General features: G+C 71.7%; 24 protein-coding genes. 10 read left to right on the forward strand and 14 right to left on the reverse strand.

The genetic code is table 11. The features are described 5' to 3' along the window. Positions 1-109 precede the first annotated feature (109 nt). From D3273_RS08475 to D3273_RS08485, 3 genes are all read right to left on the reverse strand, one after another. Entirely contained in the window at positions 110-376 is a 267-nt protein-coding gene (locus tag D3273_RS08475; protein WP_129225434.1) for a BQ00720 family protein, read from the reverse strand. Between the two features lie 9 nt (positions 377-385). Beyond that, entirely contained in the window at positions 386-820 is a 435-nt protein-coding gene (locus D3273_RS08480; RefSeq protein WP_129225436.1) for an Hsp20 family protein, read from the reverse strand. Positions 821-1,078: 258 nt separating this feature from the next. Then, positions 1,079-2,071, reverse strand: coding sequence for a 2-hydroxyacid dehydrogenase (locus D3273_RS08485; RefSeq protein WP_129225438.1), 993 nt, complete (start codon positions 2,069-2,071; stop codon positions 1,079-1,081). A 140-nt stretch (positions 2,072-2,211) separates the two neighbouring features. Here D3273_RS08485 and D3273_RS08490 point away from each other — a divergent pair, with 140 nt between their 5' ends. Both D3273_RS08490 and D3273_RS08495 read left to right on the forward strand, forming a co-directional pair. Continuing rightward, positions 2,212-2,745 carry an SH3 domain-containing protein gene (locus D3273_RS08490; protein WP_129225440.1) on the forward strand — a complete coding sequence of 178 codons (534 nt, stop codon included), beginning with the start codon at positions 2,212-2,214 and terminating at the stop codon, positions 2,743-2,745. 146 nt (positions 2,746-2,891) lie between these two features. Continuing rightward, on the forward strand, positions 2,892-3,947 hold the full coding sequence (locus D3273_RS08495) for a dipeptidase (RefSeq protein ID WP_129225442.1): 1,056 nt from the start codon (positions 2,892-2,894) through the stop codon (positions 3,945-3,947). Positions 3,948-4,340: 393 nt separating this feature from the next. Here the strand turns inward: D3273_RS08495 and D3273_RS08500 are convergent, their stop codons facing one another. The 4 genes from D3273_RS08500 to thrC form a co-directional block, all read right to left on the reverse strand. After that, on the reverse strand, positions 4,341-4,796 hold the full coding sequence (locus D3273_RS08500; RefSeq protein WP_129225444.1) for a DUF3291 domain-containing protein: 456 nt from the start codon (positions 4,794-4,796) through the stop codon (positions 4,341-4,343). Between the two features lie 163 nt (positions 4,797-4,959). Further along, positions 4,960-5,565, reverse strand: coding sequence for a GNAT family N-acetyltransferase (locus D3273_RS08505; protein WP_129225446.1), 606 nt, complete (start codon positions 5,563-5,565; stop codon positions 4,960-4,962). A 95-nt stretch (positions 5,566-5,660) separates the two neighbouring features. Next, positions 5,661-6,935, reverse strand: a complete 1,275-nt coding sequence (locus tag D3273_RS08510; RefSeq protein ID WP_129225448.1) for a M16 family metallopeptidase — start codon at positions 6,933-6,935, stop codon at positions 5,661-5,663. Next, complete coding sequence (gene thrC / locus D3273_RS08515; protein ID WP_129225450.1) at positions 6,932-8,344, reverse strand: threonine synthase; 1,413 nt, start codon at positions 8,342-8,344, stop codon at positions 6,932-6,934. The genes D3273_RS08510 and thrC overlap by 4 nt, the downstream gene beginning before the upstream one ends. 346 nt (positions 8,345-8,690) lie before the next feature. Here thrC and D3273_RS08520 point away from each other — a divergent pair, with 346 nt between their 5' ends. Continuing rightward, positions 8,691-9,413: a DUF1013 domain-containing protein gene (locus D3273_RS08520; RefSeq protein ID WP_129225452.1), complete on the forward strand. Its 723-nt coding sequence runs from the start codon at positions 8,691-8,693 to the stop codon at positions 9,411-9,413. Positions 9,414-9,934: 521 nt separating this feature from the next. Next, a complete protein-coding gene (locus tag D3273_RS08525; RefSeq protein WP_129225454.1) occupies positions 9,935-10,378 on the forward strand; it encodes a hypothetical protein in 444 nt (147 codons plus the stop codon). 90 nt (positions 10,379-10,468) lie between these two features. On the opposite strand, the gene D3273_RS08530 is transcribed toward D3273_RS08525, so the two are convergent. Next, the gene (locus D3273_RS08530) at positions 10,469-11,491 is read right to left on the reverse strand and encodes an RluA family pseudouridine synthase (RefSeq protein ID WP_129225456.1); all 1,023 of its coding nucleotides are present in this window, start codon (positions 11,489-11,491) and stop codon (positions 10,469-10,471) included. Next, positions 11,488-12,360, reverse strand: coding sequence for a phosphoserine phosphatase SerB (serB, locus tag D3273_RS08535; protein WP_245501070.1), 873 nt, complete (start codon positions 12,358-12,360; stop codon positions 11,488-11,490). The genes D3273_RS08530 and serB overlap by 4 nt, the downstream gene beginning before the upstream one ends. Positions 12,361-12,412: 52 nt before the next feature. Between serB and miaA the strand changes: the two genes are divergently transcribed. Beyond that, positions 12,413-13,333 (forward strand): tRNA (adenosine(37)-N6)-dimethylallyltransferase MiaA, encoded by a 921-nt coding sequence (miaA, locus tag D3273_RS08540; RefSeq protein WP_129225460.1) that lies wholly within the window; start codon positions 12,413-12,415, stop codon positions 13,331-13,333. Between the two features lie 24 nt (positions 13,334-13,357). Here miaA and D3273_RS28740 read toward each other — a convergent pair whose 3' ends face one another. From D3273_RS28740 to D3273_RS08560, 4 genes are all read right to left on the reverse strand, one after another. Beyond that, positions 13,358-14,032, reverse strand: a complete 675-nt coding sequence (locus D3273_RS28740; RefSeq protein ID WP_207210740.1) for a helix-hairpin-helix domain-containing protein — start codon at positions 14,030-14,032, stop codon at positions 13,358-13,360. A 191-nt stretch (positions 14,033-14,223) separates the two neighbouring features. After that, positions 14,224-14,715 carry a GNAT family N-acetyltransferase gene (locus D3273_RS08550; RefSeq protein ID WP_129225462.1) on the reverse strand — a complete coding sequence of 164 codons (492 nt, stop codon included), beginning with the start codon at positions 14,713-14,715 and terminating at the stop codon, positions 14,224-14,226. 123 nt (positions 14,716-14,838) lie between these two features. Next, positions 14,839-15,867 (reverse strand): peptidoglycan -binding protein, encoded by a 1,029-nt coding sequence (locus D3273_RS08555; protein WP_129225464.1) that lies wholly within the window; start codon positions 15,865-15,867, stop codon positions 14,839-14,841. Beyond that, entirely contained in the window at positions 15,868-16,854 is a 987-nt protein-coding gene (locus tag D3273_RS08560; protein ID WP_129225466.1) for a flagellar motor protein MotA, read from the reverse strand. Positions 16,855-17,136: 282 nt separating this feature from the next. Here D3273_RS08560 and fliN point away from each other — a divergent pair, with 282 nt between their 5' ends. The 5 genes from fliN (at position 17,137) to D3273_RS08585 (ending at position 20,547) form a co-directional block, all read left to right on the forward strand. Beyond that, positions 17,137-17,430: a flagellar motor switch protein FliN gene (gene fliN / locus D3273_RS08565; protein ID WP_129225468.1), complete on the forward strand. Its 294-nt coding sequence runs from the start codon at positions 17,137-17,139 to the stop codon at positions 17,428-17,430. 16 nt (positions 17,431-17,446) lie between these two features. Beyond that, positions 17,447-18,454, forward strand: coding sequence for a flagellar motor switch protein FliG (locus tag D3273_RS08570; RefSeq protein ID WP_129225470.1), 1,008 nt, complete (start codon positions 17,447-17,449; stop codon positions 18,452-18,454). Between the two features lie 91 nt (positions 18,455-18,545). Then, positions 18,546-19,649 carry an EscU/YscU/HrcU family type III secretion system export apparatus switch protein gene (locus tag D3273_RS08575; RefSeq protein ID WP_129225472.1) on the forward strand — a complete coding sequence of 368 codons (1,104 nt, stop codon included), beginning with the start codon at positions 18,546-18,548 and terminating at the stop codon, positions 19,647-19,649. Further along, positions 19,646-20,134, forward strand: coding sequence for a hypothetical protein (locus D3273_RS08580; RefSeq protein ID WP_129225474.1), 489 nt, complete (start codon positions 19,646-19,648; stop codon positions 20,132-20,134). Before D3273_RS08575 ends, D3273_RS08580 begins: the two co-directional genes overlap by 4 nt. Then, positions 20,131-20,547 carry a hypothetical protein gene (locus D3273_RS08585; protein ID WP_129225476.1) on the forward strand — a complete coding sequence of 139 codons (417 nt, stop codon included), beginning with the start codon at positions 20,131-20,133 and terminating at the stop codon, positions 20,545-20,547. The genes D3273_RS08580 and D3273_RS08585 overlap by 4 nt, the downstream gene beginning before the upstream one ends. 145 nt (positions 20,548-20,692) lie before the next feature. Here the strand turns inward: D3273_RS08585 and D3273_RS08590 are convergent, their stop codons facing one another. Beyond that, a complete protein-coding gene (locus tag D3273_RS08590; protein WP_129225478.1) occupies positions 20,693-21,760 on the reverse strand; it encodes a M42 family metallopeptidase in 1,068 nt (355 codons plus the stop codon). Positions 21,761-22,698 lie beyond the last annotated feature (938 nt).

Below are 22,698 nucleotides of genomic sequence, written 5' to 3' on the forward strand. Positions count from 1 at the left end.
CGGCCGAGGTCAAGCCTCGGTGGACTCCCCAACGTCCCCATCCGGCCCGGGTTCGCCCCGATCGGCGAAGCGGACCGCGTGTCGCAGAAGCGTCACGCGGCGCACCCGCTCAATGGACGCTGACGGTTTCGAGCTGGTTTTCGGACGCGTTGGCGAGCGCGGTTTCGCGGCTGTCCGTCAGCAGGATCGGGATGCCGTCGGCGCCGAGCAGCATGAACAGGTCGAGCCCGGGCTGGATGGAGGGCGCCTGCGGGAACAGGCCCGGCACGTCGTCCGAGCGGATCGCCTTCACGTAGGCGATGTCGCCCTGGCCGAGGTGGGCGAATTCGTCGATCGACAGGGGGGTGGCCGACGGGGTGGCGTGCATATCGGACATGGTGTTCCCTCATGGGCTCCGCGGGCGGATGGCGATGGCGCGGCTGAGGCGGTCGGCGGCGCGGGGCGCCAGCGCGATCGACAACAGGCCGCGGTCGAGTTCGGCGGCGACGACGTCCAGCCCCGGCGCCAAGCGGAAGGCCCGGCGGAAGCGGCGGGCCGCGATGCCGCGGTGCAGGAACCGGCCGGGATCCCCGTCGCCGGTGCCCTCGCCGCTGACCGAAAGTTGGTCGCCCGTCACAACGATTTCAAGCTGGTCCGGCCCGAAGCCCGCCACGGCGAAGACCAGGCGCAGGCCGTCGCCGGCCGGGTCCCGGACGCGGAGCAGGTCGTAGGGCGGGTAGTTGTCGGCCGCCGCCCCGGCGGCGTCGGGCGCGCGCTCCATCCCGTGGACGTGCAGCACGAAGGTGGCGCGGAAGGCCCCGCGGCCCCCGCCGGCGCTCACGCGCGCCCCCCGGCGGGCGGGCGGGCCCGGTGCGGGGCGAAGGGGACGGGGTGGGGCGTCATCGCGAAACAGCGTAATGCGAAAACCCTAACGGGATCGCCGGGCCAGGATGACGCGGGGGGCATCCCCCTCCCCGCGAGGGAGGGGGAAAGCCTCATGCCGTTTGCGTCCGATCGCGTCGCGATGCGGAGATGGGCCGCGTCCGGGCGCCGCGCGGGCCGACGATCCGGCCCCCGGCTCGTTCGGCCGGAAGCCGCGTCACAGCATCGAGGGCAGCACGCGGTCGGGCGGGCGGTGGCCGTCCACGAAGGCGCGGATGTTCACCAGCACCTTCTCGCCCATCTCGATGCGGCCTTCCTCGGTGGCCGAGCCCATGTGGGGCAGCAGCGTCACCTTGCCGGCGCGGGCCAGGCGCACGAGCTTGTTCGGCACGGCGGGCTCGTGCTCGAACACGTCGAGGCCGGCGCCGGCGATCTCGTTCGCTTCCAGCATGCGGGTCAGCGCCGCCTCGTCGATGATCTCGCCGCGCGCCGTGTTGACCAGGATGGCGCCCGGCCGCAGCAGCTTCAGCCGCCGCGCCGACAGGAGGTGGTAGGTGGCGGGCGTGTGGGGGCAGTTGACCGACACGATGTCGGTGCGGGCCAGCATCTGGTCGAGCGAATCCCAGTAGGTGGCCTCCAGCCCCTCCTCGACCTCGGCGGCGAGGCGGCGGCGGTTGTGGTAATGGATCGACAGGCCGAAGGCCTTGGCGCGCCGCGCCACCGCCTGGCCGATGCGCCCCATGCCGACGATGCCGAGCCGCTTTCCGGTGAGGCGGCTGCCCAGCATGAAGGTCGGCGCCCAGCCGTTCCATTCGCCCGACGGGATCACGCCCGCGCCCGCCACCACGCGCCGCGCGACCGACAGGATCAGCGCCATGGTCATGTCGGCGGTGTCGTCGGTCAGCACGCCGGGCGTGTTGGTGACCACGACCCCGCGCCGGTGGGCGGCGTCGACGTCGATGTTGTCCGTGCCGGTGCCGAAGTTGGCGATGAGCTTCAGCCCCGGCCCGGCGGCCTCGATCAGGGCGTCGTCGATCCGGTCCGTGACGGTGGGGACGAGCACGTCGGCTTCCCCCATGGCGGCGGCCAGCGCGGCGGGGGACAGGGGGTCGTCGTCGATGTTGAGATGCGCGTCGAACAGCTCGCGCATGCGCGTCTCGATGCGCTCGGGCAGCTTGCGGGTGACGACGACGACGGGTTTCCGGGCCATGGCGCTGACGCTTCGCTCCTTGTGGCCGGTCGGCGCTCGGGTTCACCCCGCCTTAACCCTGCCGTCGCTTCATCCTAACCGCATTCAGGCGCGTCCGACACGGCAAAGGGACGGGCCGCACCGATCCGAGGACCCCGCCCATGCCCCGATCCCCCCGCGCGCCCGGCCGCCTGATCGGAACGGCCCTGCTGGCGCTGCTGGCGGGCACGGCGGGGTCGAGCGCCGCCGTGGACCAGAAGGGCCCGATGACGGGGCTGCCGGTGCCCCGCTACGTCAGCCTGAAGTCGGACCGGGTGAACCTGCGCGAAGGGCCCTCGAAGGACCACCGCTCGTCCTACGTGTTCGAGCGCGCCGGCCTGCCCGTCGAGGTGACGGCGGAGTTCGACACCTGGCGCAAGATCCGCGACTCGGAGGGCACGGAGGGCTGGGTGCTCCATTCGCTGCTGTCCGGCCGCCGCACCGCGCTGGTGGCGCCCTGGAAGAAGGATAAGGCGCTGCCGCTGTTCAGCCAGCCCCGGCCCGACGCCGACGTGGTGGCCAACCTGCAGCCCGGGGTGATCGGCAGCGTCAAGAAGTGCGACGGCCAATGGTGCCGCATCTACGGCGACGGCTTCGACGGCTACGAGCAGCAGAGCAACCTGTGGGGCGTCTACCCGGGCGAACAGGTGGAGTGACGATCCGCGCCGTCGAACCGCCCTCGTCCCGAGTGGGGCGGCGGCGGCGGGCGAATCGGTGACGTCCCTTGCCGGGGCCGCCGGCCCTTGCGGCAGGCCCGCGCGGTCCCGATGATGGGGGCCACGCCGCCGAGAAGCCGGAGCCCATGCCCGATCCCACCCCGATTCCGGTCTTCGACGGCCACAACGACATGCTGCTGCGCTTCGCCCTGCACCGGGAGCGCACGCCCGAGCAGCTCTTCGCCGGCGACCCCCAGGGCCACATCGACCTGCCGCGCGCCCGCGCCGGCGGCTTCGCGGGCGGGCTCTTCGCCGTGTTCCCGCCGCCGCTGCGCGGGGAAGGCCCGCCGGCGCCGAAATCCTATGCCGACCGGCCGATGCCGGCCGAGCTGGCGCTGGAGCCGGCCCGCACCTCCACGGTCGGCATGCTGTCGATCCTGCTGCGGCTGGAGCGCGCGTTCCCGGACGACCTCGCGGTCTGCCGCGACGTCGGCGACATCCGCGCCGCCATGGCGTCCGGGCGCATCGCCGCCGTGATGCACATCGAGGGCGCCGAGGCCATCGACCCCGACCTCGCCATGCTGGACGTGCTGCACGCCGCCGGCCTGCGCTCGCTCGGCCTGGTGTGGAGCCGGCCCAACGCCTTCGCCCACGGCGTGCCGTTCCGCTTCCCGAGCACCGGCGACATCGGGCCCGGCCTGACGGAGCACGGCCGCGCGCTGGTCAGGGCCTGCAACGCCCGGCGCATCCTGGTCGACCTGTCGCATCTCAACGAGCGCGGCTTCTGGGACGTGGCGGACCTCACGGACGCGCCCCTGGTGGCGAGCCATTCCAACGTCCACGCGCTCTGCGCCTCGTCGCGCAACCTCACCGCGCGCCAGCTCGACGCCATCCGCGACAGCCGCGGCCTGGTGGGGCTCAACTTCGCCTGCTCGTTCCTGCGCCCGGACGGCGCCATGCGCTCCGACACCGACCTCGACGTGCTGCGCCGCCACCTCGACGCCCTGCTGGAGCACCTCGGCGAGGACGGCGTGGCGCTGGGCTCCGACTTCGACGGCGCCGCCGTGCCGGCCGCCATCGGCAGCGCGGCCGGGCTCCCGGCGCTGTTCGACCAGTTGGCGAACGCGGGCTACGGCGACGACCTGCTCCGCAAGATCGGAGCCGAGAACTGGCTCGGCGTGCTAGAGCGGACGTGGAGGTGAAGGAGGATCCCTTCTCTCCCGGAAGAAGGTGCCTCGGCGACGCCGAGGTGGAACAGGGCGCTGCGCCGTCCGGTGTCGTCCCGGTGTCGTCCCGGGACTCAGCCGGGCAGCACCTCCGCAGGCCCGACCCGATCGGCCGATCTCCGGGTCTTCGCTCCGCCCCGCCCGAAGGCGGCGCTGTCGGACAGGTCGGCGAGCAGCCGTGGGCGGCCGCTACCGCGGCGTAGAGCCAGCGCCGCTTCGGCCGGCCCCGACGGCTCACCGGGACCTCGCGGCCGGCGCGTCCTTCGGCACCCGGCGTCGATGACCGGCAGCTTGGCGACGGGCGACAGGGAGCGGCGGCGCCGCGCCCGTGACACGGGCTGCAACACCATGCCGTCGCGCTGCCGATCCTCAGCCCGGCGCGGGGAAGCCCCGCGCCACCGTGAAGGCGTCCGCCGTCGGGCCGTCGCGGCGCAGCAGGTCGAGCCTGAAGCGCGCGTCGGCGAAGCCCGGCCGATGCCCGGCCGGCACCCACCACAGCACGAGGTGGGCCTCCATCTTGTCGAACCAGTCGCGGCGGCGGGCCATGATGGCCCGGTGCGCCGGGTCGCGGTAGACGAAGGCCACCAGCGCGTCGCGGTCGGTCCACACCGACAGGTTGGCGGCCACGTGCGCGTCGCCGAAGGCGTCCGCCCCCGACGCCAGCGCGCCCGCGCCGCGCAGCCGCCACACGAAGCCGGGCGCCCGCTCGGCCGAAGCGTCCACGGCCGCCAGGGCGGCGAGGTAGCCGGCGTTGGCGGGATCGTCGGCCGCCGTGCGGAAGCGGGCGAGGTTGAGCTGGGCGAGGTGGAAGGCAGGCGGGTTCATCGATCTCCGCCGGACCGTCGCGCTCCGCCGACCCCCTCGGCCCCGCCGCGCCGGGGAGGCGGGCGCGCCCGATCCGCCGCGTGTCCTCCCCCGACAGGGGGGCGTGGTCGAGGGGGTGAAGCCGGGTGGATCACCGCCCCCGGGCGCCGTTCGAGGGTCCGCGTCACCCCATGCGCCGCCGCGGCGCCGCGATCGGGTCGCCGTCGAGCAGGGCGAAGAGGACGTGGTCCTGCCAGCGGCCGTCGATGCGCAGGTAGGCGCGGGCATAGCCTTCCTCGCCGAAACCCACGCTGCGCAGCAGCCGCATCGAGGCCTCGTTGTGGGGCAGGCAGGCGGCTTCGAGGCGGTGCAGGCGCAGCGAGCCGAACACGAAGCCCGCCGCGGTCCGCACGGCGCGGCTCATGTAGCCCCGGCCCGCATAGGCGTGGCCCATCCAGTAGCCGAGCGTCGCCGTCTGGGCGACGCCGCGGCGGATCTGCCCCACCGTCAGGCCCCCCACCAGCGTGTCGTCGTCGCGGAACACCAGGAACGGGAAGGCCTCGTCGCGGCTCATCTCCTCGCCGTGCAGGCGGATGCGGCGGCGGAAGGCGGCGCGCGTCAGGTCGTCGGACGGCCACACGGGCTCCCAGGCCGACAGGAACTGGCGCGACCGCTCCCTGAGGCTCGCCCATTCGTCGAAGTCGCGCATCTCGGCCGGCCGGAGGTAGACGCCATCGCCCCGCACCAGCGTAGCGGCGTCGAAACTCGGTCCCAGCCGGAACAGCGCCATGGCGTCAGGGTCCCCACGGGCATGAGTGCTTCATCTCGGCACCTCGAATAGGGCAAAGGCTTCGCGAAGCGAAGCCCTCATGTCCGGGGGAGCCCTCAGTGCCTCGCTCCGCTGGTGCCCAAACGCGCCATCACGGCGTCGGGTCCCGGCACCTTGCCGACGGGGCCGATGGCCGACACGGTGGGGGCCGAGCGGATCATGGCGGCGCCCGCCGCCCGCGCCGAGTCCACCGTCACGGCATCGACCTCGCGCAGGATCTCGTCGGCGCCGATGAGGCGCCCGTAGGCCATGTGCTGGCGGGCGATCTGTTCGGCGCGCGACGAGGAGGATTCCATCGCCACCAGCAGCGACACCTTGAGCTGCGCTTTCGCGCGCTCGACCTCCTCGCGGGTCAGCGTCGCGGTGGCCTCGGCCAGGCAGTCGAGCGCCACGGGGACGAGCTCGGCCACGTTGGACGCCCCGGTGGCGGCGTAGAAGCCGAACAGGCCGGTGTCGGCATAGGTCCAGTCGAAGCTGTTGATCGTGTAGGCGAGGCCGCGCTCCTCGCGCACCTCCTGGAACAGCCGGGACGACATGCCGCCCCCCACCGCGTGGGAGAAGACGTGGGCGTCGTAGCGGCGCGGGTCGTGGAACGACAGGCCTTCGAAGCCGATGACGATGTGGGCCTGCTCGAGCTTGCGCTTCAGGCGGATGTCGCCGCCCCGGTAGCTCGCCGCCGGCGCCGCGGGGGCGTCGAGGTTCTGCAGCGCGCCGAAGCGGCGCTCGACCTCGGCCACCACCGTGTCGTGGTCGACCGCGCCGGCGGCGGCGATCACGGTCTGGTCGGCGCGGTAGCGGCGCTCCAGGAAGCCTTTCACGGCGTCGCGGTCGAAGCGCTTCACGCCCTGCGGCGTGCCGAGGATGGGCCGCCCGATGGGCTGGCCCGGATAGGCGTGCTCGTTGAACAGCTCGAAGACGAGGTCGTCCGGCACGTCCTCGACGGCGCCCAGCTCCTGGAGCACCACTTCCTTTTCGCGCTCGATCTCGGCGGGGTCGAAGGCGCTGTCGGTGAGGATGTCGGACAGGATGTCGAGCGCCAGGGGCGCGTCGCCCGGCAGCACGCGGGCGTAATAGGCGGTCTGCTCGGTCGAGGTGGCGGCGTTGAGGTCGCCGCCCGCACCCTCGATCTCCTCGGCGATGCGCCGCGCCGAGCGCGTGCGCGTCCCCTTGAAGGCCATGTGCTCGAGGAAATGCGACAGGCCGTGCTCGGCGTCGGTCTCGTGGCGCGACCCGATGCCGACCCACAGGCCGAGCGACGTCGTGTGCATGTGGGGGATGGCGTCGGTGATGACGCGCAGCCCCGACGGCAGGACGGTGATGCGCGCCGTCACGCCGCGGCCTCGTCGGCGGACGAGCGGTCGCGGATGAAGCGCTCCACCGCGTCGACGGCGTTGGGCAGCACGGTGAAGCGCTCGGGCCGGCCGAGCAGGTCGGCGAGGTGCGCCGGCAGGGCCGGATGCCGGCCGGTGGCGCGCTCGACCGCGTCCGGGAACTTCGCCGGATGGGCGGTGCCGAGCACCACCACGGGCGTGGCGGGGTCGCGCGCCAGCGCGCCGCGCGCCGCCGCCACGCCGACCGCCGTGTGGGGATCGAGCACGACGCCGGAATCCGCGAAGGTGCGCGCCATCTCGGCCTGCGTTCCGTCCTCGTCGACCCGCACGGCGTCGAACTCGGAGCGGATGCGCGCCATCGGCTCGGGCGGCACCGTGAAGCTGCCCGACTGGGCGAGGCTCGCCATCAGCCCCCGCACCGCCGCGGCGTCGCGCCCGCAGGCCTCGAACAGCAGGCGCTCGAAGTTCGAGGACACCTGGATGTCCATCGACGGCGATTGCGTCGGGCGCACGCCCTGGACCTCGTAGGTGCCGGTGGCGAGGCAGCGGGCGAGGATGTCGTTCTCGTTGGTGGCCACCACGAGCCGGTCGATCGGCAGGCCCATGCCCTTGGCGATCCAGCCCGCCAGCACGTCGCCGAAGTTGCCGGTCGGCACCGCGAAGGACACCTTCCGGTGCGGTGCCCCAAGCGCCACCGCGCCGGTGAAGAAGTACACGAGCTGCGCCATCACGCGCGCCCAGTTGATCGAGTTGACCCCGCTGAGGTTCATCTCGTCGCGGAACGCGTGGTGGTTGAACATGGCCTTAACGATGGCCTGGCAGTCGTCGAAGGTCCCTTCCACCGCGATGGCGTGGATGTTGGGGGCGTCGACGCCGGTCATCTGGCGGCGCTGCACGTCCGACACGCGGCCGTGCGGGTACAGGATGAACACGTCGACGGCGGGCAGCCCGCGGAAGGCCTCGATGGCGGCGGCGCCGGTGTCGCCCGAGGTGGCGCCCACCACGGTGGTGCGCCGGCCGCGGCGGCCCAGCACCTCCTGCATCATGCGGCCGAGCAGCTGCATCGCCACGTCCTTGAAGGCGAGCGTGGGGCCGTGGAAGATTTCGAGCAGGTACAGGTTGGCGTCGAGCTGGCTCATCGGCACCACGGCCGGGTGGCGGAAGCCGCCGTAGGCGCCCTCCGTCATGGCGCGCAGCGCGCCGGGGGCGAAGCAATCCCCCGTGAAGGGGGCGATCAGCCGCTCCGCCACCTCGGCGTAGGGCCGGCCGGCGAGCCCGGCGATGGCGGCGGCGTCGAGCCGCGGCAGCGTTTCCGGCAGGTACAGGCCGCCGTCGCGCGCCAGGCCAGCGAGCAGCACGTCCTCGAAGCCGAGGCGGGGGGCCGTGCCGCGCGTCGAAAGGTAGTTCACGGGTCGGGGTTCCTCGGGGCGCCGCTCGGGCGGCGCGATGGGGTCGGGAGTCCCGGGAAGTTCACCACACGTTTCGGGGGGAGCGTCAAGGCGGGACGCCGCCGCGCCGGGCGCGAAGGCCGTCCCGGCCGACGCGGCGATCCCCGGGGACGTGCGCGACCGTTTCGCGGCGGCGCCGATGGGGGCACGGCCGCTCGCACGTTGCGGCGCGGCGCCGACGCCCCTATAATCCATCCATCCCCAACATGACTGCAGGAACACGCCGGGCTCCGGCCGTCATCGGGCTTTCCGCCCGGCGAGGCGGCGCGACCCCGCGCCCTCTCCGGACGACAGGAGACATGCGATCATGAGCGAAGCACCGCTGATGCCCAAAGCCACCGCCGTGTGGCTGGTGGAAAACACCTCGCTGACGTTCGACCAGGTGGCGGAGTTCTGCAAGCTGCACCCGCTCGAGGTGAAGGGCATCGCCGACGGCGAGGTGGCGGCCGGCATCAAGGGCCACGACCCGATCACCTCCGGCCAGCTGCTGCGCGAGGAGATCGAGCGCGGCGAGAAGAACAAGAACTACAACCTGCGCATCGCCCCCCCGAAGGTGCGGCTCCCCCCGCCGAAGAAGACCCGCGGCGCCCGCTACACCCCGCTGTCGCGCCGCCAGGACCGGCCCAACGCCATCCTGTGGCTGGTGCGCAACCACCCGGAGCTGAAGGACGCGCAGATCATGCGCCTCGTCGGCACCACCAAGACGACTCTGCAGGCCATCCGCGACCGCACGCACTGGAACTCCTCGACGCTGACGCCGATGGACCCCGTGACGCTGGCGCTGTGCACGCAGATCGACCTCGATTTCGAGGTGAACAAGGCCGCCAAGGACCGCCCCGCCACCGCGGACGACCGCGGGCAAACGCTGGCGCCGGCCGAGGCCACCACGTCGCGCGCCCGCCCCGCCACCGAGGAGGAGGTGTTCGGCTCCTCGTCGAAGGGCCGCGGGGGCGACGACGAGGACGACGTCGACCTCACCTCGGTGTTCTCGAACCTGCGCGGCGGCCGCCACGAGGACGACGAGGACTAGGGGCTTTCGAGGGGCGAGCCCTTCGACGAGGTTTGGGGCAAAGGGTGAAGCTGGGGAGGCTCCGGGCGCGATCCGGGCCTGCCCAGCCGTCGCGATCACGGGTTCACATTCTCGGAAATGCCGGAACGAGGCCGTGATCGGATGCGGCGCCCGCGTCGGCTCTGGGGGCGAACCGATGTCGTGCAGCGGTCGGCAGGCCCGGGCAGGGCCGAAGCCCATTCACGGGAGTGGAGACCTGTCATGGATCAGGAAAAAGATCTGGAGGAGTGGGACTCCATACCCGACGATACAATCGTTCAGCTTAGAAAGATGGACCTGGATACGATATACACATCGATCGTCTAGGTATCCCTGGCCTTGTTGGCGGGCGACGCAGAGTTGAGGAGCCTCGCGCAAGGGGACGACGAGAAAGCTGACGACCACTGGAAGAAGAAGGTGCAGGCCCTCAACGACAATCGAGAGGCCCTGAGAAGATTGTTGAAACGAGTCGCCGCCCGGACGGACACACAAGGTGTTCAGGTATGAGCAGGCCGCACTTACGCCTTGTGAGCGACGAGGAACTGACCGAGTTTCTCGCCAGATCACCGAGCCCTGCGACCTTGAAAGGTGGAGGTGGGAACGGTACGTTCGGTTCCATGGAGGCCAGGGTCGCCCAACTCGAAACCGACATGCGCGAGGTCAAGGCCAACACGCGCATGATCGGGGATACGTTGCTTCGCATCGAGGGGAAGCTCGAAACGAGGGCATCCGCCATCGACCTCGCCGAAATCAAAGGCAAACTCGACTTCAAGGCTTCGGCCTCGGATGTTGGCTCCCTTTCTGGCAAGTTGAACGACAAACCAGACACCTGGAAGGTCGTCACGATCGTGCTTGCGCTTGGGGCGATCATGGCCGGTAGCCAGATCGTCAAAACGATCGCGGACGTCGTCCATCCGCCGGCCCAGCAGACGGTCAAGATCCCTTGAGCCATGGCTGGGCGCCGTTGCGCTCAGGTTGTGTGGATGTGGGCTTGACACGCGGGCCGCTGCATCTGCAGGCCCTCGACGACCCCGACCTCAGGGCCTGTAGGCCCGCAGCGCCTCGACCAGCCCGGCCATGTCGGGCGGCAGCGGGCTTTCGAACAGCATCTCCTCGCCGGTGGCGGGATGCGCGAAGCCCAGCACGGCGGCATGCAGAGCTTGGCGCCCCAGCGCCGCGATGGCGTCCCGGCACGCGTCGTCGAGCGCCGCCGCCTTGGTCTTGAAGCCCGCCCCGTAGACCATGTCGCCGATCAGCGGCTGGCCGAGGTCGGCCATGTGGACGCGGATCTGGTGCGTGCGCCCCGTTTCCAGGCGGCAGCGCATCAGCGTCGCCACGGGCGGGAACTTCTCCTCCACGGCCCAATGCGTCACCGCGTGGCGCCCCTTGTCCTCGCGCACCACGGCCATGCGCTCGCGGTGGTGCGGGTGGCGGCCGATGGCGGCGTCGACGGTGCCGAAGCTGCGGTCGGGCAACGTCCACACGCCGGCGAGGTATTCGCGCACCAGCGAGCCCGAGCGCCCGTGGTCGGCGAAGATGTCGGCGAGGCCGCGGTGGGCGCGCTCCGACTTCGCCGCCACCATCAGCCCCGTCGTGTCCTTGTCGAGCCGGTGCACGATGCCGGGCCGGCGGATGCCGCCGATCCCCGACAGGCCGTCGGCGCAATGGTGGAGCAGCGCGTTGACCAGCGTGCCGCTCGCGTGGCCCGGCGCCGGATGCACCACGAGCCCGGTCGGCTTGTCGATGACGATGAGGTCGTCGTCCTCGAAGACGATGCTGAGCGGGATGTCCTCGGGCAGCGGCGTCGCGTCGACCGGCGGCGGCACGGCGAAGAGCACGCGCGCGCCTTCCTTCGGCTTGGCATTGGGGTTCGACGCGACCGCGCCGTCGACCCGCACGAAGCCGTCGCCGATCAGCTCCTGCAGCCGCGTGCGCGACAGGCCCAGGTCTTCGCGCGCCGCGTGGAGCGCCAGCAGCTTGTCGAGCCGCTGCCCGGCCTCCTCCGGCCCGACCGCGAAGGCGGAGATCTCGGGACCGTCGTCTGCGTCGGCTTCGGTCACGATGCGAACTCCGATCGGGCGTAGCCCTGCACGAACAGCAGGGCGTCGAGGTCGTTGTGGTCGATGCGGGCCTGGGCGGCCGCGGCGACCGCCGGCTTGGCGCGGAAGGCGACCCCGAGCCCCGCCTCGCCCAGCATGGCGAGGTCGTTGGCGCCGTCCCCCACCGCCATCACGTCCGAGCGATCGAGGCCCAGGGTGTCGCGCAGCGCGACGAGGCGGTCGAGCTTGGCTTCCCGCCCGAGGATCGGCTCCGCCACCGTGCCGGCGAGCCGGTCGCCCTCGACTTCCAGGGTGTTGGATCGGTGCTCGTCGAAGCCCACCATGGCGGCGACCGCCCCGGTGAACAGCGTGAAGCCGCCCGACACCAGCGCGCAATAGCCGCCGTGGGCCCGCATGGTGCGCACCAGCGCGGTGCCGCCCGGCACGAGCGTGATGCGCTCGGACAGCACGCGGTCGACCGTGCCGACGGGCAGGCCGCGCAGCAGCGCCACGCGCTCGCGCAGCGCCGGCTCGAAGGCGATCTCGCCCCGCATGGCGCGCTCGGTGATGGCCGCCACCTGGGCCTTGAAGCCGGCGAAATCGGCCAGTTCGTCGATGCATTCCTGGTGGATCACCGTCGAATCCATGTCGGCCAGCAGAAGCCGCTTGCGCCGGCCCGCGGCGGGTTGCAGCACGGCATCGACATCCGCGCCCGCCAGCACGCCGTCGAGCGCGGCGCGCAGGGCGGGCAGGGCGGCGGGGTCGGACGAGAAGGGGATGTCGACGGCCTGGCCGGGGTCGAGCCAGCGGGGCGTCCCGGCGCCCGGCAGGACGGCCGCCAGCGCCGCCAACCGCGACGCCCCGACGTCGTCGCGCCCTTTACGGGCCATGACGGTCGCGACACAAGGCTCCGGGATCTGCGGCATCGGGATGGGGGATCGCGTGGACGGGGAACGGGTGGTCCTCATCGCAGGCCCGACGGCGAGCGGCAAGTCCGCCCTCGCGATGCGGACGGCCGAGCGGCGGGGCGGGGTGGTGATCAACGCCGATTCCATGGCGGTCTACCAGGATCTCGCGATCCTCACCGGCCGCCCCGACGCCGCCGACCTCGCCCGTGTCCCGCACCGCCTGTACGGGCACCGCGACGCGGCGGACCCCTATTCGGTCGGGGTTTGGCTGGGCGAGGTCGCGGCGGAGATCCGCCGCGCCCGCGCGCTCGGCGCCGTGCCGGTGGTGGTCGGCGGGACGGGGCTCTTCTTCAAGGCGCTGACGCAGGGCCTGTCCGACATCCCCGCGGTGCCCGGGGAGGTGCGCGACCGCGTGCGGGCCGAGGCCTCCGGGATCGCGCCGGAAGCCTTGCACGCGCGGCTGGCCGCGCTCGACCCCCTGACCGCGGCGGGGTTGCGCCCGACCGACCCGCAGCGGATCGTCCGGGCGCTGGAAGTCTTCGCCGCGACGGGGCGCCCGCTGGCGGCCTTGCAGGCGAGCCGCTCGGCGCCGCTCCTGGGCGAGGGGACGTGGGTCGGCGTCGTGCTCACCCCCGCGCGCGACGGGCTGCGCGGCGCCATCGACGCGCGCTTCGACCGCATGATGGCGGAAGGGGCGCTCGACGAGGTGGAGCGGCTCGTCCGGCGCGGGCTCGACCCGGCGCTGCCGGCGATGCGGGCGCTCGGCGTGCCGCCGTTGGCCGCCCACCTCGGCGGCGCGCTGCCGCTGGCGGACGCCGTGGCGCGGGGCAAGGCCGAAACGCGCGCCTACGCCAAGCGGCAGGACACCTTCGCGCGCCACCAGTTGGCGGGGTTCACGCCGGCATCCCCGGAGCGCGCGGATGCGACGGTGGACGACCTGTCGGCAGCGGGGTGACGCGCGCCGGGGCGGCGGCGTCCCTCACTGCGCGGCGACCTGGTCCTTGATCTGCTCGTAGACGCTGCGGCGCACGACGCGCTTGCGCACGAGATCCTCGACCGAGCTGTACGGGCGGTGCTTGACGATGGTTTGGCCGATGTGGCCGCCGCCGAGGTGGTTCAGGACGTCCACCGACGCGCTGTTGAGGTTGACCCCACCCTTGCCCGCCGCGTCGGCGGTCGGCTGGGTGTCGGCCTCGGCCGAGGCCACCACCACGGGGGCGGGCTTGGCGGGGGCCGGGGCGGCCGCGACGGCGGGCGACGGCGTCACCGCGGGGACCGGCTGGGCGGCGGCCACCGCCGCGGGGATGGGTTGGGCGGCGGGCGCCGGCTGGGGAGCAGCGACCGGCGTCGCGGGGGCCGCGGCGGCGAACTTGCGCGGCTGGACCGGGGTGTCGCCGAGCGGGCCGGGATAGACGACGCGGATCGGGGCGGCGTCGGCGGACGGCACCGCCGATGCGCCGTCGGCCGGCGTCGCGGGCGCTGGGGTGGCGGCGAGCGCCGCCACGGCGTTGGGCGCCGCCACCGGGGCGGGATTCGCCTTGGCGACCGCCTTGCCCGACCCCTTGGTGATGATCAGGGCCGCCTGGGCGATGACGCCCAGGGATACCAGGAGGACGGCCAGGATCAGGAAGCGGCCGACGATCGATCGCGTCATCATACACATTCTCCCGTCGCCGCCCGGTCGACACGTTGGAAGGAGGGCCCGTCGGGGACGGGTGCGCGGCTGGCGCCGTCCGGGCGGCCCGGTGCGGGAACTCGAACGTCTGACGTGCCATAATAGCGATGTGTGGCGAGACTGCGAAACGGGGGCGCGGTTCCCTTCCACGGCCTTTTCTCAACGCGGCGTTAAATTTCCGCGCTCGAGCCCGTGAATCGCCGGCTGTCGCCCCAGCGCAACAGCAGGGTCGGCAGGCCCGAGCGCGGGTTCGTCCCGCTCCCGACCTCGGCGAAGCCGTGGCGCGCGTAGAAGCGACGGGCGCGGCCGTTGCCGGCGTTGACGTCGAGCGTGAGCCCTTCGGGCGACAGCGCCTTGGCGCCCGCCATCAACCCGTCCGCGATCCCGCTCCCCTGGTGGTCCGGATGGACGGCGAGCTGGTCGAGGTGGCGGCGGGCGGGGTCGACCGACACGAAGCCCGCCGGCGCTCCGCCGGCCTCCGCGACGAGCACGCGCGCGCCGGACGCCAGCAGGGCGTCGAGGTGGGCGTCGAGCCAGGGCCGCCGCGCTTCGAAGTCGATCCCCGCCATGGCGGCGCGCCAGGCCAGCACCCACAGGTCGAGGAGCGCCGGGCGGTCGTCAGGTGTCGCATCGCGCAGGTTCGGGCCGTCGGCTTCGCGCATGTCGGTCCCCGTGGGCGCGCCTCCGGAGCCCGTGGTCATATCGAACCCGAGCCTGGATGCCCCGCGAAAACGCGCGGGCCCGTCGCTCCGCCGTCGATCGACAGGGCGTCCATCCGCAAGCCCTCAGCGCTCCGTCAGCTTCAGCTCGATGCGGCGGTTGCGGCTCATCGCGTCCTCGCCCAGGCCGGGGTCGATGGGCTGGAACTCGCCGAAGCCGGCCGCGACGAGGCGCTGCGGGTCGACGCCCTTGGACACGAGGTATTGCACGACCGCGATGGCGCGCTCCGCCGACAGCTCCCAGTTCGACTTGAACAGGGGCGACACGATCGGCCGGCGGTCGGTGTGGCCGTCGACGCGCATCACCCAAGGGATGTTCGGCGGGATCTCGCGCTCGAGGTCGATGGCGGCGGCGGCGAGCTTGTCGAGCTCGGGGTCGGCGCCGGGCTTCACGGTCGCCTGCCCGCTGTCGAACAGCACGGAGGACTCGAAGACGAAGCGGTCGCCCACGACGCGGATGCCGGGGCGGTTGCCGATGATGTCGCGCAGGCGGCCGAAGAAGTCCGAGCGGTAGCGGTTTAGCTCCTGCACCTTCTGGGCGAGGGCGACGTTCAAGCGCGAGCCGAGGTCGGAGATCCGGGCCTGGGCCTCCTGGCCGCGCGTTTCCGACGCATTCAGGGCCGCCTCGATGGCGGCGAGCTGGCGGCGCAGCGCCGCGATCTGCCCGTTCAGCACGTCGACCCGCGCCAGGGCGTTGGACACCACGTCCCCCTGCGCGTCGAGCTTGCGGGCGGACTCGTCCGCGGCGACGCCGGCGGCCCCGGCCGCCGCCGCACTGCCCCGGAGCTGGGCGGCGAGGCCGGCCTTCTCCTTGTCGGTGGCGTCCAGCGTCGCCTGCAGCGAGGCGAGGCTCGACTGGGCGTCGACCTGGCCGGCGCGCTCCAGCGCCAGGAGCGAGGTCAGCTGCTCGATCTGGCGGTTGAGCTGCGACAGGGCGTCGTCCTTCCGCGCCACGTCGCGCGACATGAAGAACTGCGACAGCATGAACACGGACAGCAGGAAGGTGATGACCAACAGCATGGTCGACAGGGCATCGACGAAGCCCGGCCAATAGTCGATGCTGCGCTGCGGGCGCCGCGTGCGGCCGAGCGCCACCTACCGCACCTCGGATTCGCGGGCGATGCGCTCCAGCAGCCGGCGCATCTCCTTGTTCTGGTCGGCCTGGCCCTCGACCCAATCGCGGATCATCTGCTGCTCGCCGCGCATGTGCTGCACGAGGCTCTGGATGCCTTCGGCCAGGTTGGCCATGGCGGCGGTGGCGGCGCGGCTCGACGACTGGTCGGTGCCGAGCGCGATTCGGTCGAGCGCGACACGCAGGTCGGCCGGCAGGCCGGCGGTGGCGGCGAGCGCGGCCGGAGCCGCGGCGGCGGCGGGCTCGATGGCGAAGGCGGACAGCTTGTCCTCGAGCTGGTTGTAGAAGCGGTTCTGGGCCTGGCCGGCCTGGAGGTCGAGGAAGCCCAGCACCAGAGAACCCGCGAGGCCGAACAGCGACGAGGTGAAGGACACGCTCATGCCGGCGATGGGGGCGGCGAGGCCGTTCTTCAGGTCGTCGAACATCACGGCTGAATCGTTGCCGGCCGTCATGTTGCGGATGACCCCGGCGATGGAGCCGACGGTTTCCAGGAGGCCCCAGAAGGTGCCGAGCAGCCCGAGGAAGATCAGCAGGCCGGTGAGGTAGCGGGCGATCTCGCGCGATTCGTCGAGGCGGGTGCCGACGGAATCGAGGATGGCGCGCAGCGTGACGGTGGAGATGCTGGGGCGCCCGTCGCCGCGGTCGGCGAGGATGGTCGCCATGGGGGCGAGCAGCACGGGGGGCTTGGCGGCGGGGGCCGCGGGGTTGTTGACGCCGTTGGCCCAGCGGATCTCGGGGAAAAGCCGGAACACCTGGCGCAGGCCGAGCACGATGCCGACCAGCAGCACGCCGAGGATCAGGCCGTTCAGCGGCGGGTTGGCCATGAAGGCCTGCGCGATCTGTTCTTCCAGGATCAGGGCCACGAAGCCGGCCAGGATCAGGAACACGGCCATCCGGACCAGGAAGATCCGGGGCGAGGACAGCCGGAACGGGTCGCTTCGTGTCGCCATGGGGGAGGGCCGCGGGCGTCGAGGGTCGCGGGAGCGCGACGGGTCGTGCCGGCCTTAGCAGGTTTCCGCCCGCACGGCGAGTTGCGGGCCCGGCCCGTGTGCTCGGCGCCGCGCCGGCGGGCTCCCGGGGCGCGGCCGAGGCGGGTGCGGCCGGAGCCGGGCGGTCCCGAAAACATGATGAATTCGTTAAGGTTTCCGCCGCGACCTTCGCGCAAGCCTCCTGACCTAGCGTGATCGCGAAGGGGGCCTCGCCGCCCCGCCCGATCCAGCCAGGTGCTCCCGATGTCGCTCGACGAAGCCGTCTCGCCCCCAGAACCCGCCATGGGCCTCGGCGCGATCCTCGACATCCCCCTGTCGGTGCAGGTCGTGCTCGGCGGCACCTCCATGCCGGTCGCCAACCTCATGAAGCTCGGCCGCGGCGCCGTGATCCCGCTCGACCACCGCGTCGGCCAGCCCGTCGACATCGTGGTCAACGGCCGCGTCATCGCGCGGGGCGACATGACGGTGATCGAGGGCGACGCGGACCGGCTCGGCGTCACGCTGACCGAAATCGTCGGCCAGGCCGGCAAGCTCTGACGGCGGGGCGCGCGCCATGTCGACCGCCATCGCGGCCTTCAACGACCACCGCACGCTCACGGGCCCCGAAAAGGTGGCGGCGCTGCTGCTCGCCATGGGCAAGCCGCTGGCGAGCCGCCTGCTCAAGCACTTCGATCCCGGCGAGCTGAAGACCATCACGCGCTCGGCGGCGGCGCTCGGCGCCGTGCCGATCACGGCGCTCGAAACGCTGGTGGAGGAGCTGGCGCAGCAGTTCTCGCGCGGCGTCGACCTCCGCGGCACGGCGGCCGAGGTCGAGCACCTTCTCGGCGGCGTCCTGCCGCCCGAGCAGGTGGCGGAGATCATGTCGGACGTGCTGGGCTCGTCCAACTCGTCCACCTGGGTGCGCCTGTCCGGCCTGCCCGAGGCCGACCTCGCCGCCTACGTGGGCAAGGAGCATCCGCAGACGGCGGCGCTGATCCTGGCCCGGCTCACCCCCGAGGCGGCCGCCAAGACCCTGGCGATCCTGCCGCGCGAGTCGCGCAACGCGCTGACCCGCCGCATGCTGGCCCTGCGGCCGGTCAGCGAGGCGACGATCAAGATCCTGGAAAACAAGCTGCGCGACGACCTGCTCAACGGGCCGCCGCGCGACGCCGGCGCGAACTCGCAGGGGCGCGTCGCCGACATCCTCAACCGCATGGAGCCGGAACAGGCCGAGGACGTCCTGAGCTCCATCGCGGAAGCCAAGCCCGTCGACGCCGCGGCGCTGCGCTCCAAGATGTTCTCCTTCAACGACGTGGTGAACCTGCCGGCGAAGTCGAAGAGCGTGCTGTTCGACCGCGTGCCGACCGAGCAGCTCACCATGGCGCTGCGCGGCACCGACGCCACCTTCCGCGACAGCGTGCTGGCGGCGCTGGGCGCCCGCGCCCGCCGCCTCATCGAGAACGAGCTCAACGGGGAAGGCGGATCCGCCAAGGAGATCGCGGCCGCGCGCCGCGCCATCTCGACCACCGTGCTGCAGCTGTCCTCGCTCGGCGAAATCGAGCTCACGGCCGAGGCGGCGTGACCGGCCCCCGTCACAGCGGGCGCGCTTCCTCGCGGGACCGCGCTTCCACCGATCGGCCGGCAGGCCGCGCCCAACAGTTGCGTGGGGACCCATGAGCGAGGACGCCGGGGACGACGATGGCAAGACCTTCGAGCCGACGGAGAAGAAGCTCCGGGAGGCCGCCGAGCGCGGCGACCTGCCGGTATCGCGCGAGGCGGCGCTGCTCGGCGGCCTCGCCGCGACCCTCGTGGTCTGCTCCCTCACGCTGCGCGACGGCGCGGCCCGCCTCGCCGACACGCTGGCCCACCTCTTCGAGGACCCCGCGCGCTGGCGCCTGAACAACGGGGCCGACGCCGGCGACCTCCTGGGCGTGCTGATGGGGGCGTCGGCGAGCTTCGTCGTCCCGGTCTTCACCATCTTTCTCGTGGCGGGCCTCGGCGTGTCGTTCGCCCAGAACGCCCCGTCGGTGGTGCTCGACCGCATCGCGCCGAAGCTCAGCAAGGTGTCGCCGGCCGCCGGCCTTGCCAAGCTCGTCGGCAAGGCCGGCGCGATCGAGTTCGCCAAGAGCGTCGCCAAGCTCCTCATCATGGGCTGCGTCGCCGCGCTGGTGCTCGCGGCCGAGCGCGACACGGTGGCGGACACGATCTTCGTATCGCCGGCGCTGGTGCCGGACCGCGTGCTGGCGCTGCTGGTGAAGCTGCTGTCCGGCGTCACCGCCGCCTTCCTGCTCGTCGGCCTCGCCGACATCGCCCTGACGCGGGTGAAATGGCGCAAGCGCATGATGATGACGCGCCAGGAGGTCAAGGACGAGCACAAGCAGAACGAGGGCGACCCGATGGTCAAGGCCAAGCGCCGGTCGCTGGCGCTCGACCGCCGCCGCCGCAGCATGATGGCCGACGTGCCCCGCGCCACGCTGGTGATCGCCAACCCGACGCATTTCTCCATCGCGCTCCGCTACAAGCGCGAGGAAGGCGGCGCGCCGGTGGTCATCGCCAAGGGCCAGGACCTCCTGGCGCTGAAGATCCGCGAAATCGCCGGCCAGCACGGCATCGCCGTCATCGAGAACAAGCCCTTGGCAAGGTCCATGTACGACCTTGTCGAAGTGGGCGAACTGATCCCCGCCGAGTTCTACAAGGCAGTCGCGGAAGTGATCCACTACGTCCAGTCCCGCGACAGCCGCCGCCCGACATCCCCTGGCCCGACGGTGATGAATTGACCTACCTCGCCGAACCCCACGATGGCGCCTATGCGGCGGTGCTGGCCGACAGCCTGCGCGACGTCGCGGCGGACCTGCGCACCATCGACCCCGTCGATCTCGTGAGCTTCATCCGCTTCGGCTCGTTCCCCGCCATCGAGGACCTGATCCAGTCCTCGGCCGAGCTGTTCTTCAAGCACGGCACGCTGATCTCCGCCTGGACGGCCTGCGTCGACCTCGCCTGGGACAGCCTGCCGCTGGTGACGCTGGGGCTGGAGTTCCGCCACCCGCTCGTGTCGGTGTTCTTCGACCTGCTGCTCGGCGCCCGGGGCGACGAGGTGGCGGTGCGGGCCGTGCTCTTCGAGGAGCCCGTGGCGGACCGGGCCGGCGCGCTCGACCGCCTCGCCCGCGCGCTGGCGGAAGCGCAGCTGCCGCGCCGGGCCGCCGGGCGGAGCGCGGCGCTCGGTCTGGTGCCGGGCGTGCGGCCCGGGCTCCTGGGCCAGTGACGGCCCCTCCGGTGGTGGCGGCCCGGCGGCTCGCGGAAGCGGGGGCGGTATCGGGCGAGTTCACCTACGCGGTGATCCGCGAGCCCGTGGCGGCCGGGGGCGAGCGTCGCGCCATGGTGCGCCGCCGCACGCGGCTGCGCTCCGGCAAGGTGGTGGGGGCGGACGGGCAGTTCCTCGTGGAATGCCTCATCGCCAACCGCTCGGCGCAGGGCGGCCTGATGCGGCTGCCGATTCCCCTGGCGCTGCCGTCCCGCATCCTGGTCTACGACGACCAGAGCGGCGACCTGCTCGCCGCCACGGTGGTGTGGCGGCGCGACCGCGACGTGGGCCTGCGCTTCGGCGAACCCGAGCGCGACGCGCGCTTCCGCGCGATCGCGGACAGCATGCGGCGCAAGTTCTACGCGGTGCGGTGAGGCCGGAGGCCCACGGCCTATGGCGGGGCGTCGTGGGGCGGAGCTCCACGAGGGTTCTCGACGCGGCTGCGCCCGCTCGACCGCCGTCCCGGGCGGAGCGGAGCGGCGACCCGAAACGACGGCGGGAGCAGGCGAGCGCCCGTCGTCAGCGCGGCGTGAAGTCCGTGTCGGGCTTCACCTGGCGGCAATAGCCGGCCATCAGCCGGGCGCAGTCCTCGACGTCCTTCAGGCTGAGCAACTCGACGGGCGTGTGCATGTAGCGCAGCGGCACGCCGAGCAGGCCCGTCGCCATGCCGGCCCGGTTGAGCTGCATGGCGTTGGCGTCCGTGCCGGTGCCGGCCGCGCTGACGCTGACCTGGTAGGCGATGCCGGCTTCGCGCGCCGCCGCGGTGATCAGCTCGAAGGTGACGGGGTTGGTGTTGGGGCCGCGCGACACGCTGGGGCCCTTGCCGACCTCCAGATGCCCGTGCAGCACCTTGTTGACGCCGGGGTAGTCGGTGGCGTGGTTGACGTCGACGGCGAGGCCGGTCTGGGCCGCGATGCCGTAGGCCGCCGTGCGGGCGCCGCGCAGCCCGATCTCCTCCTGCACGGTCGCGACCGCGTAGACGCCCACGTCCGGGTGGAGGCCGCCGTCCTCCTTCAACAGCCGCAGCGCTTCGGCGACCACGAAGGTGCCCATCTTGTTGTCGAAGCCGCGCGCCGTGGCGCGGTCGTTCATCAGCGGCTGGAACTCGCACTGGTAGGTGGCGACGTCGCCCAGGCTGACGGCGGCCTCGGCCTCGGCGCGGGTGGCGGCGCCGATGTCGATCCACATGTCCTTGATCTCGGGTTTCTTCTTGCGCTCCTCCTCGTTCTGGAGGTGGATGGCGGTGCGGCCGATGACGCCGGCGATGCGCTCGCGCCCGTAGACCCACAGCCGCTGGCCGATCGCCACCGCGCTGTCGTGGCCGCCGATGGTGCGGAAGTGGAGCTGCCCCTGGTCGTCGATGTGGTGGACGATGAAGCCGAGCTCGTCCATGTGGCCGGCCAGCATGATCCGCACGGACGCGCCGGGGTTCAGCACCGCCGACACGGAGCCGTGCACGTCCGTGGTGACGCGGTCGGCGAAGGGCTCCGTGTAGGCGCGGTAGATGCGGGCCGCCGGCTGCTCGTAGCCGCTGGGCGAGGGGGCGTCGGCGATGCGGCGCAGGAAGTCGAGGGATTGCTGTCTCATGGGATGAAGGTGGCGGGGGAGGTGTGGCGGCGTCAAGGCGGCGGGCCGGCGGCGCCCGCCCGGAGTGGCGTGATAGAAGCGCGCTCACCTCCGATGCGCAGAAGGGAAAAATCGGCCTGGCGGCTTTCGGGAGAAGGAAACCCGATGGCGATGATGCGACCCTGCGAGGGATGGATGCTGAAGCGCGCATCCGTCGGTCTGATTAGGGTACACTCAAAACGAACTATCGCGCAGAGATTGAAGAACGCGATAGGTTATCCTACAAACACCCCTCTGACCGATAGACTCCACGTACGGCACTCAGGATACCCGATGCGTCCGCTCGCCAATAGACGTGAGCAGCTTGGTTGCAAACCCAATTGTCTTCGCGCCGAACGGCTTCATGCTCACTATCAGAGGAGGATATCCAGTCGTCGCGAGTGAACCCTTCTTTGCGAAGCTCGTTTGCCATCGCACTCTCTGATGATCCAATCGGAAAATGCGCCTTCAATCGATTATCGAAACTCGCGCTAACCTCGCTCCATGTTCCTTTTTGACCTGGAGCCAAATCATTGGTGAGCGGGACCGTCGGATAAGGTCTGAAACTCAAATAGAATGTAGTGGCTACGCTCGAAAATCCGGCAACCACAATTATGAGCAAGATGCGAGCGGACCAACGAAAGGCACCATGCATCTCCGCCTCCACCCCTGTCACGCATGCTCTCAGACCGAGCTACCGCGTCTAGCATAGCTCCTTAAGCCTCTTTCATCATCATGAGTGTATAGGGACTCCGCTTCGCATCGGTCTCTCATGCATATGCTCCAAACAGACCGCTCTTACGGTTCATTTTGCATCTCAGGACCCACCATCCAAAACAGATTTTCTAAAACAGACCACTTAAATTGAACCGTGCGCTGCTCGTCGTCGGATTACAGGCTTGTCGCGGCTCGAGCGATAT

The sequence above is a fragment of the Lichenibacterium minor genome (assembly GCF_004137685.1).
Classification (GTDB): Bacteria; Pseudomonadota; Alphaproteobacteria; order Rhizobiales; family Beijerinckiaceae; genus Lichenihabitans; species Lichenihabitans minor.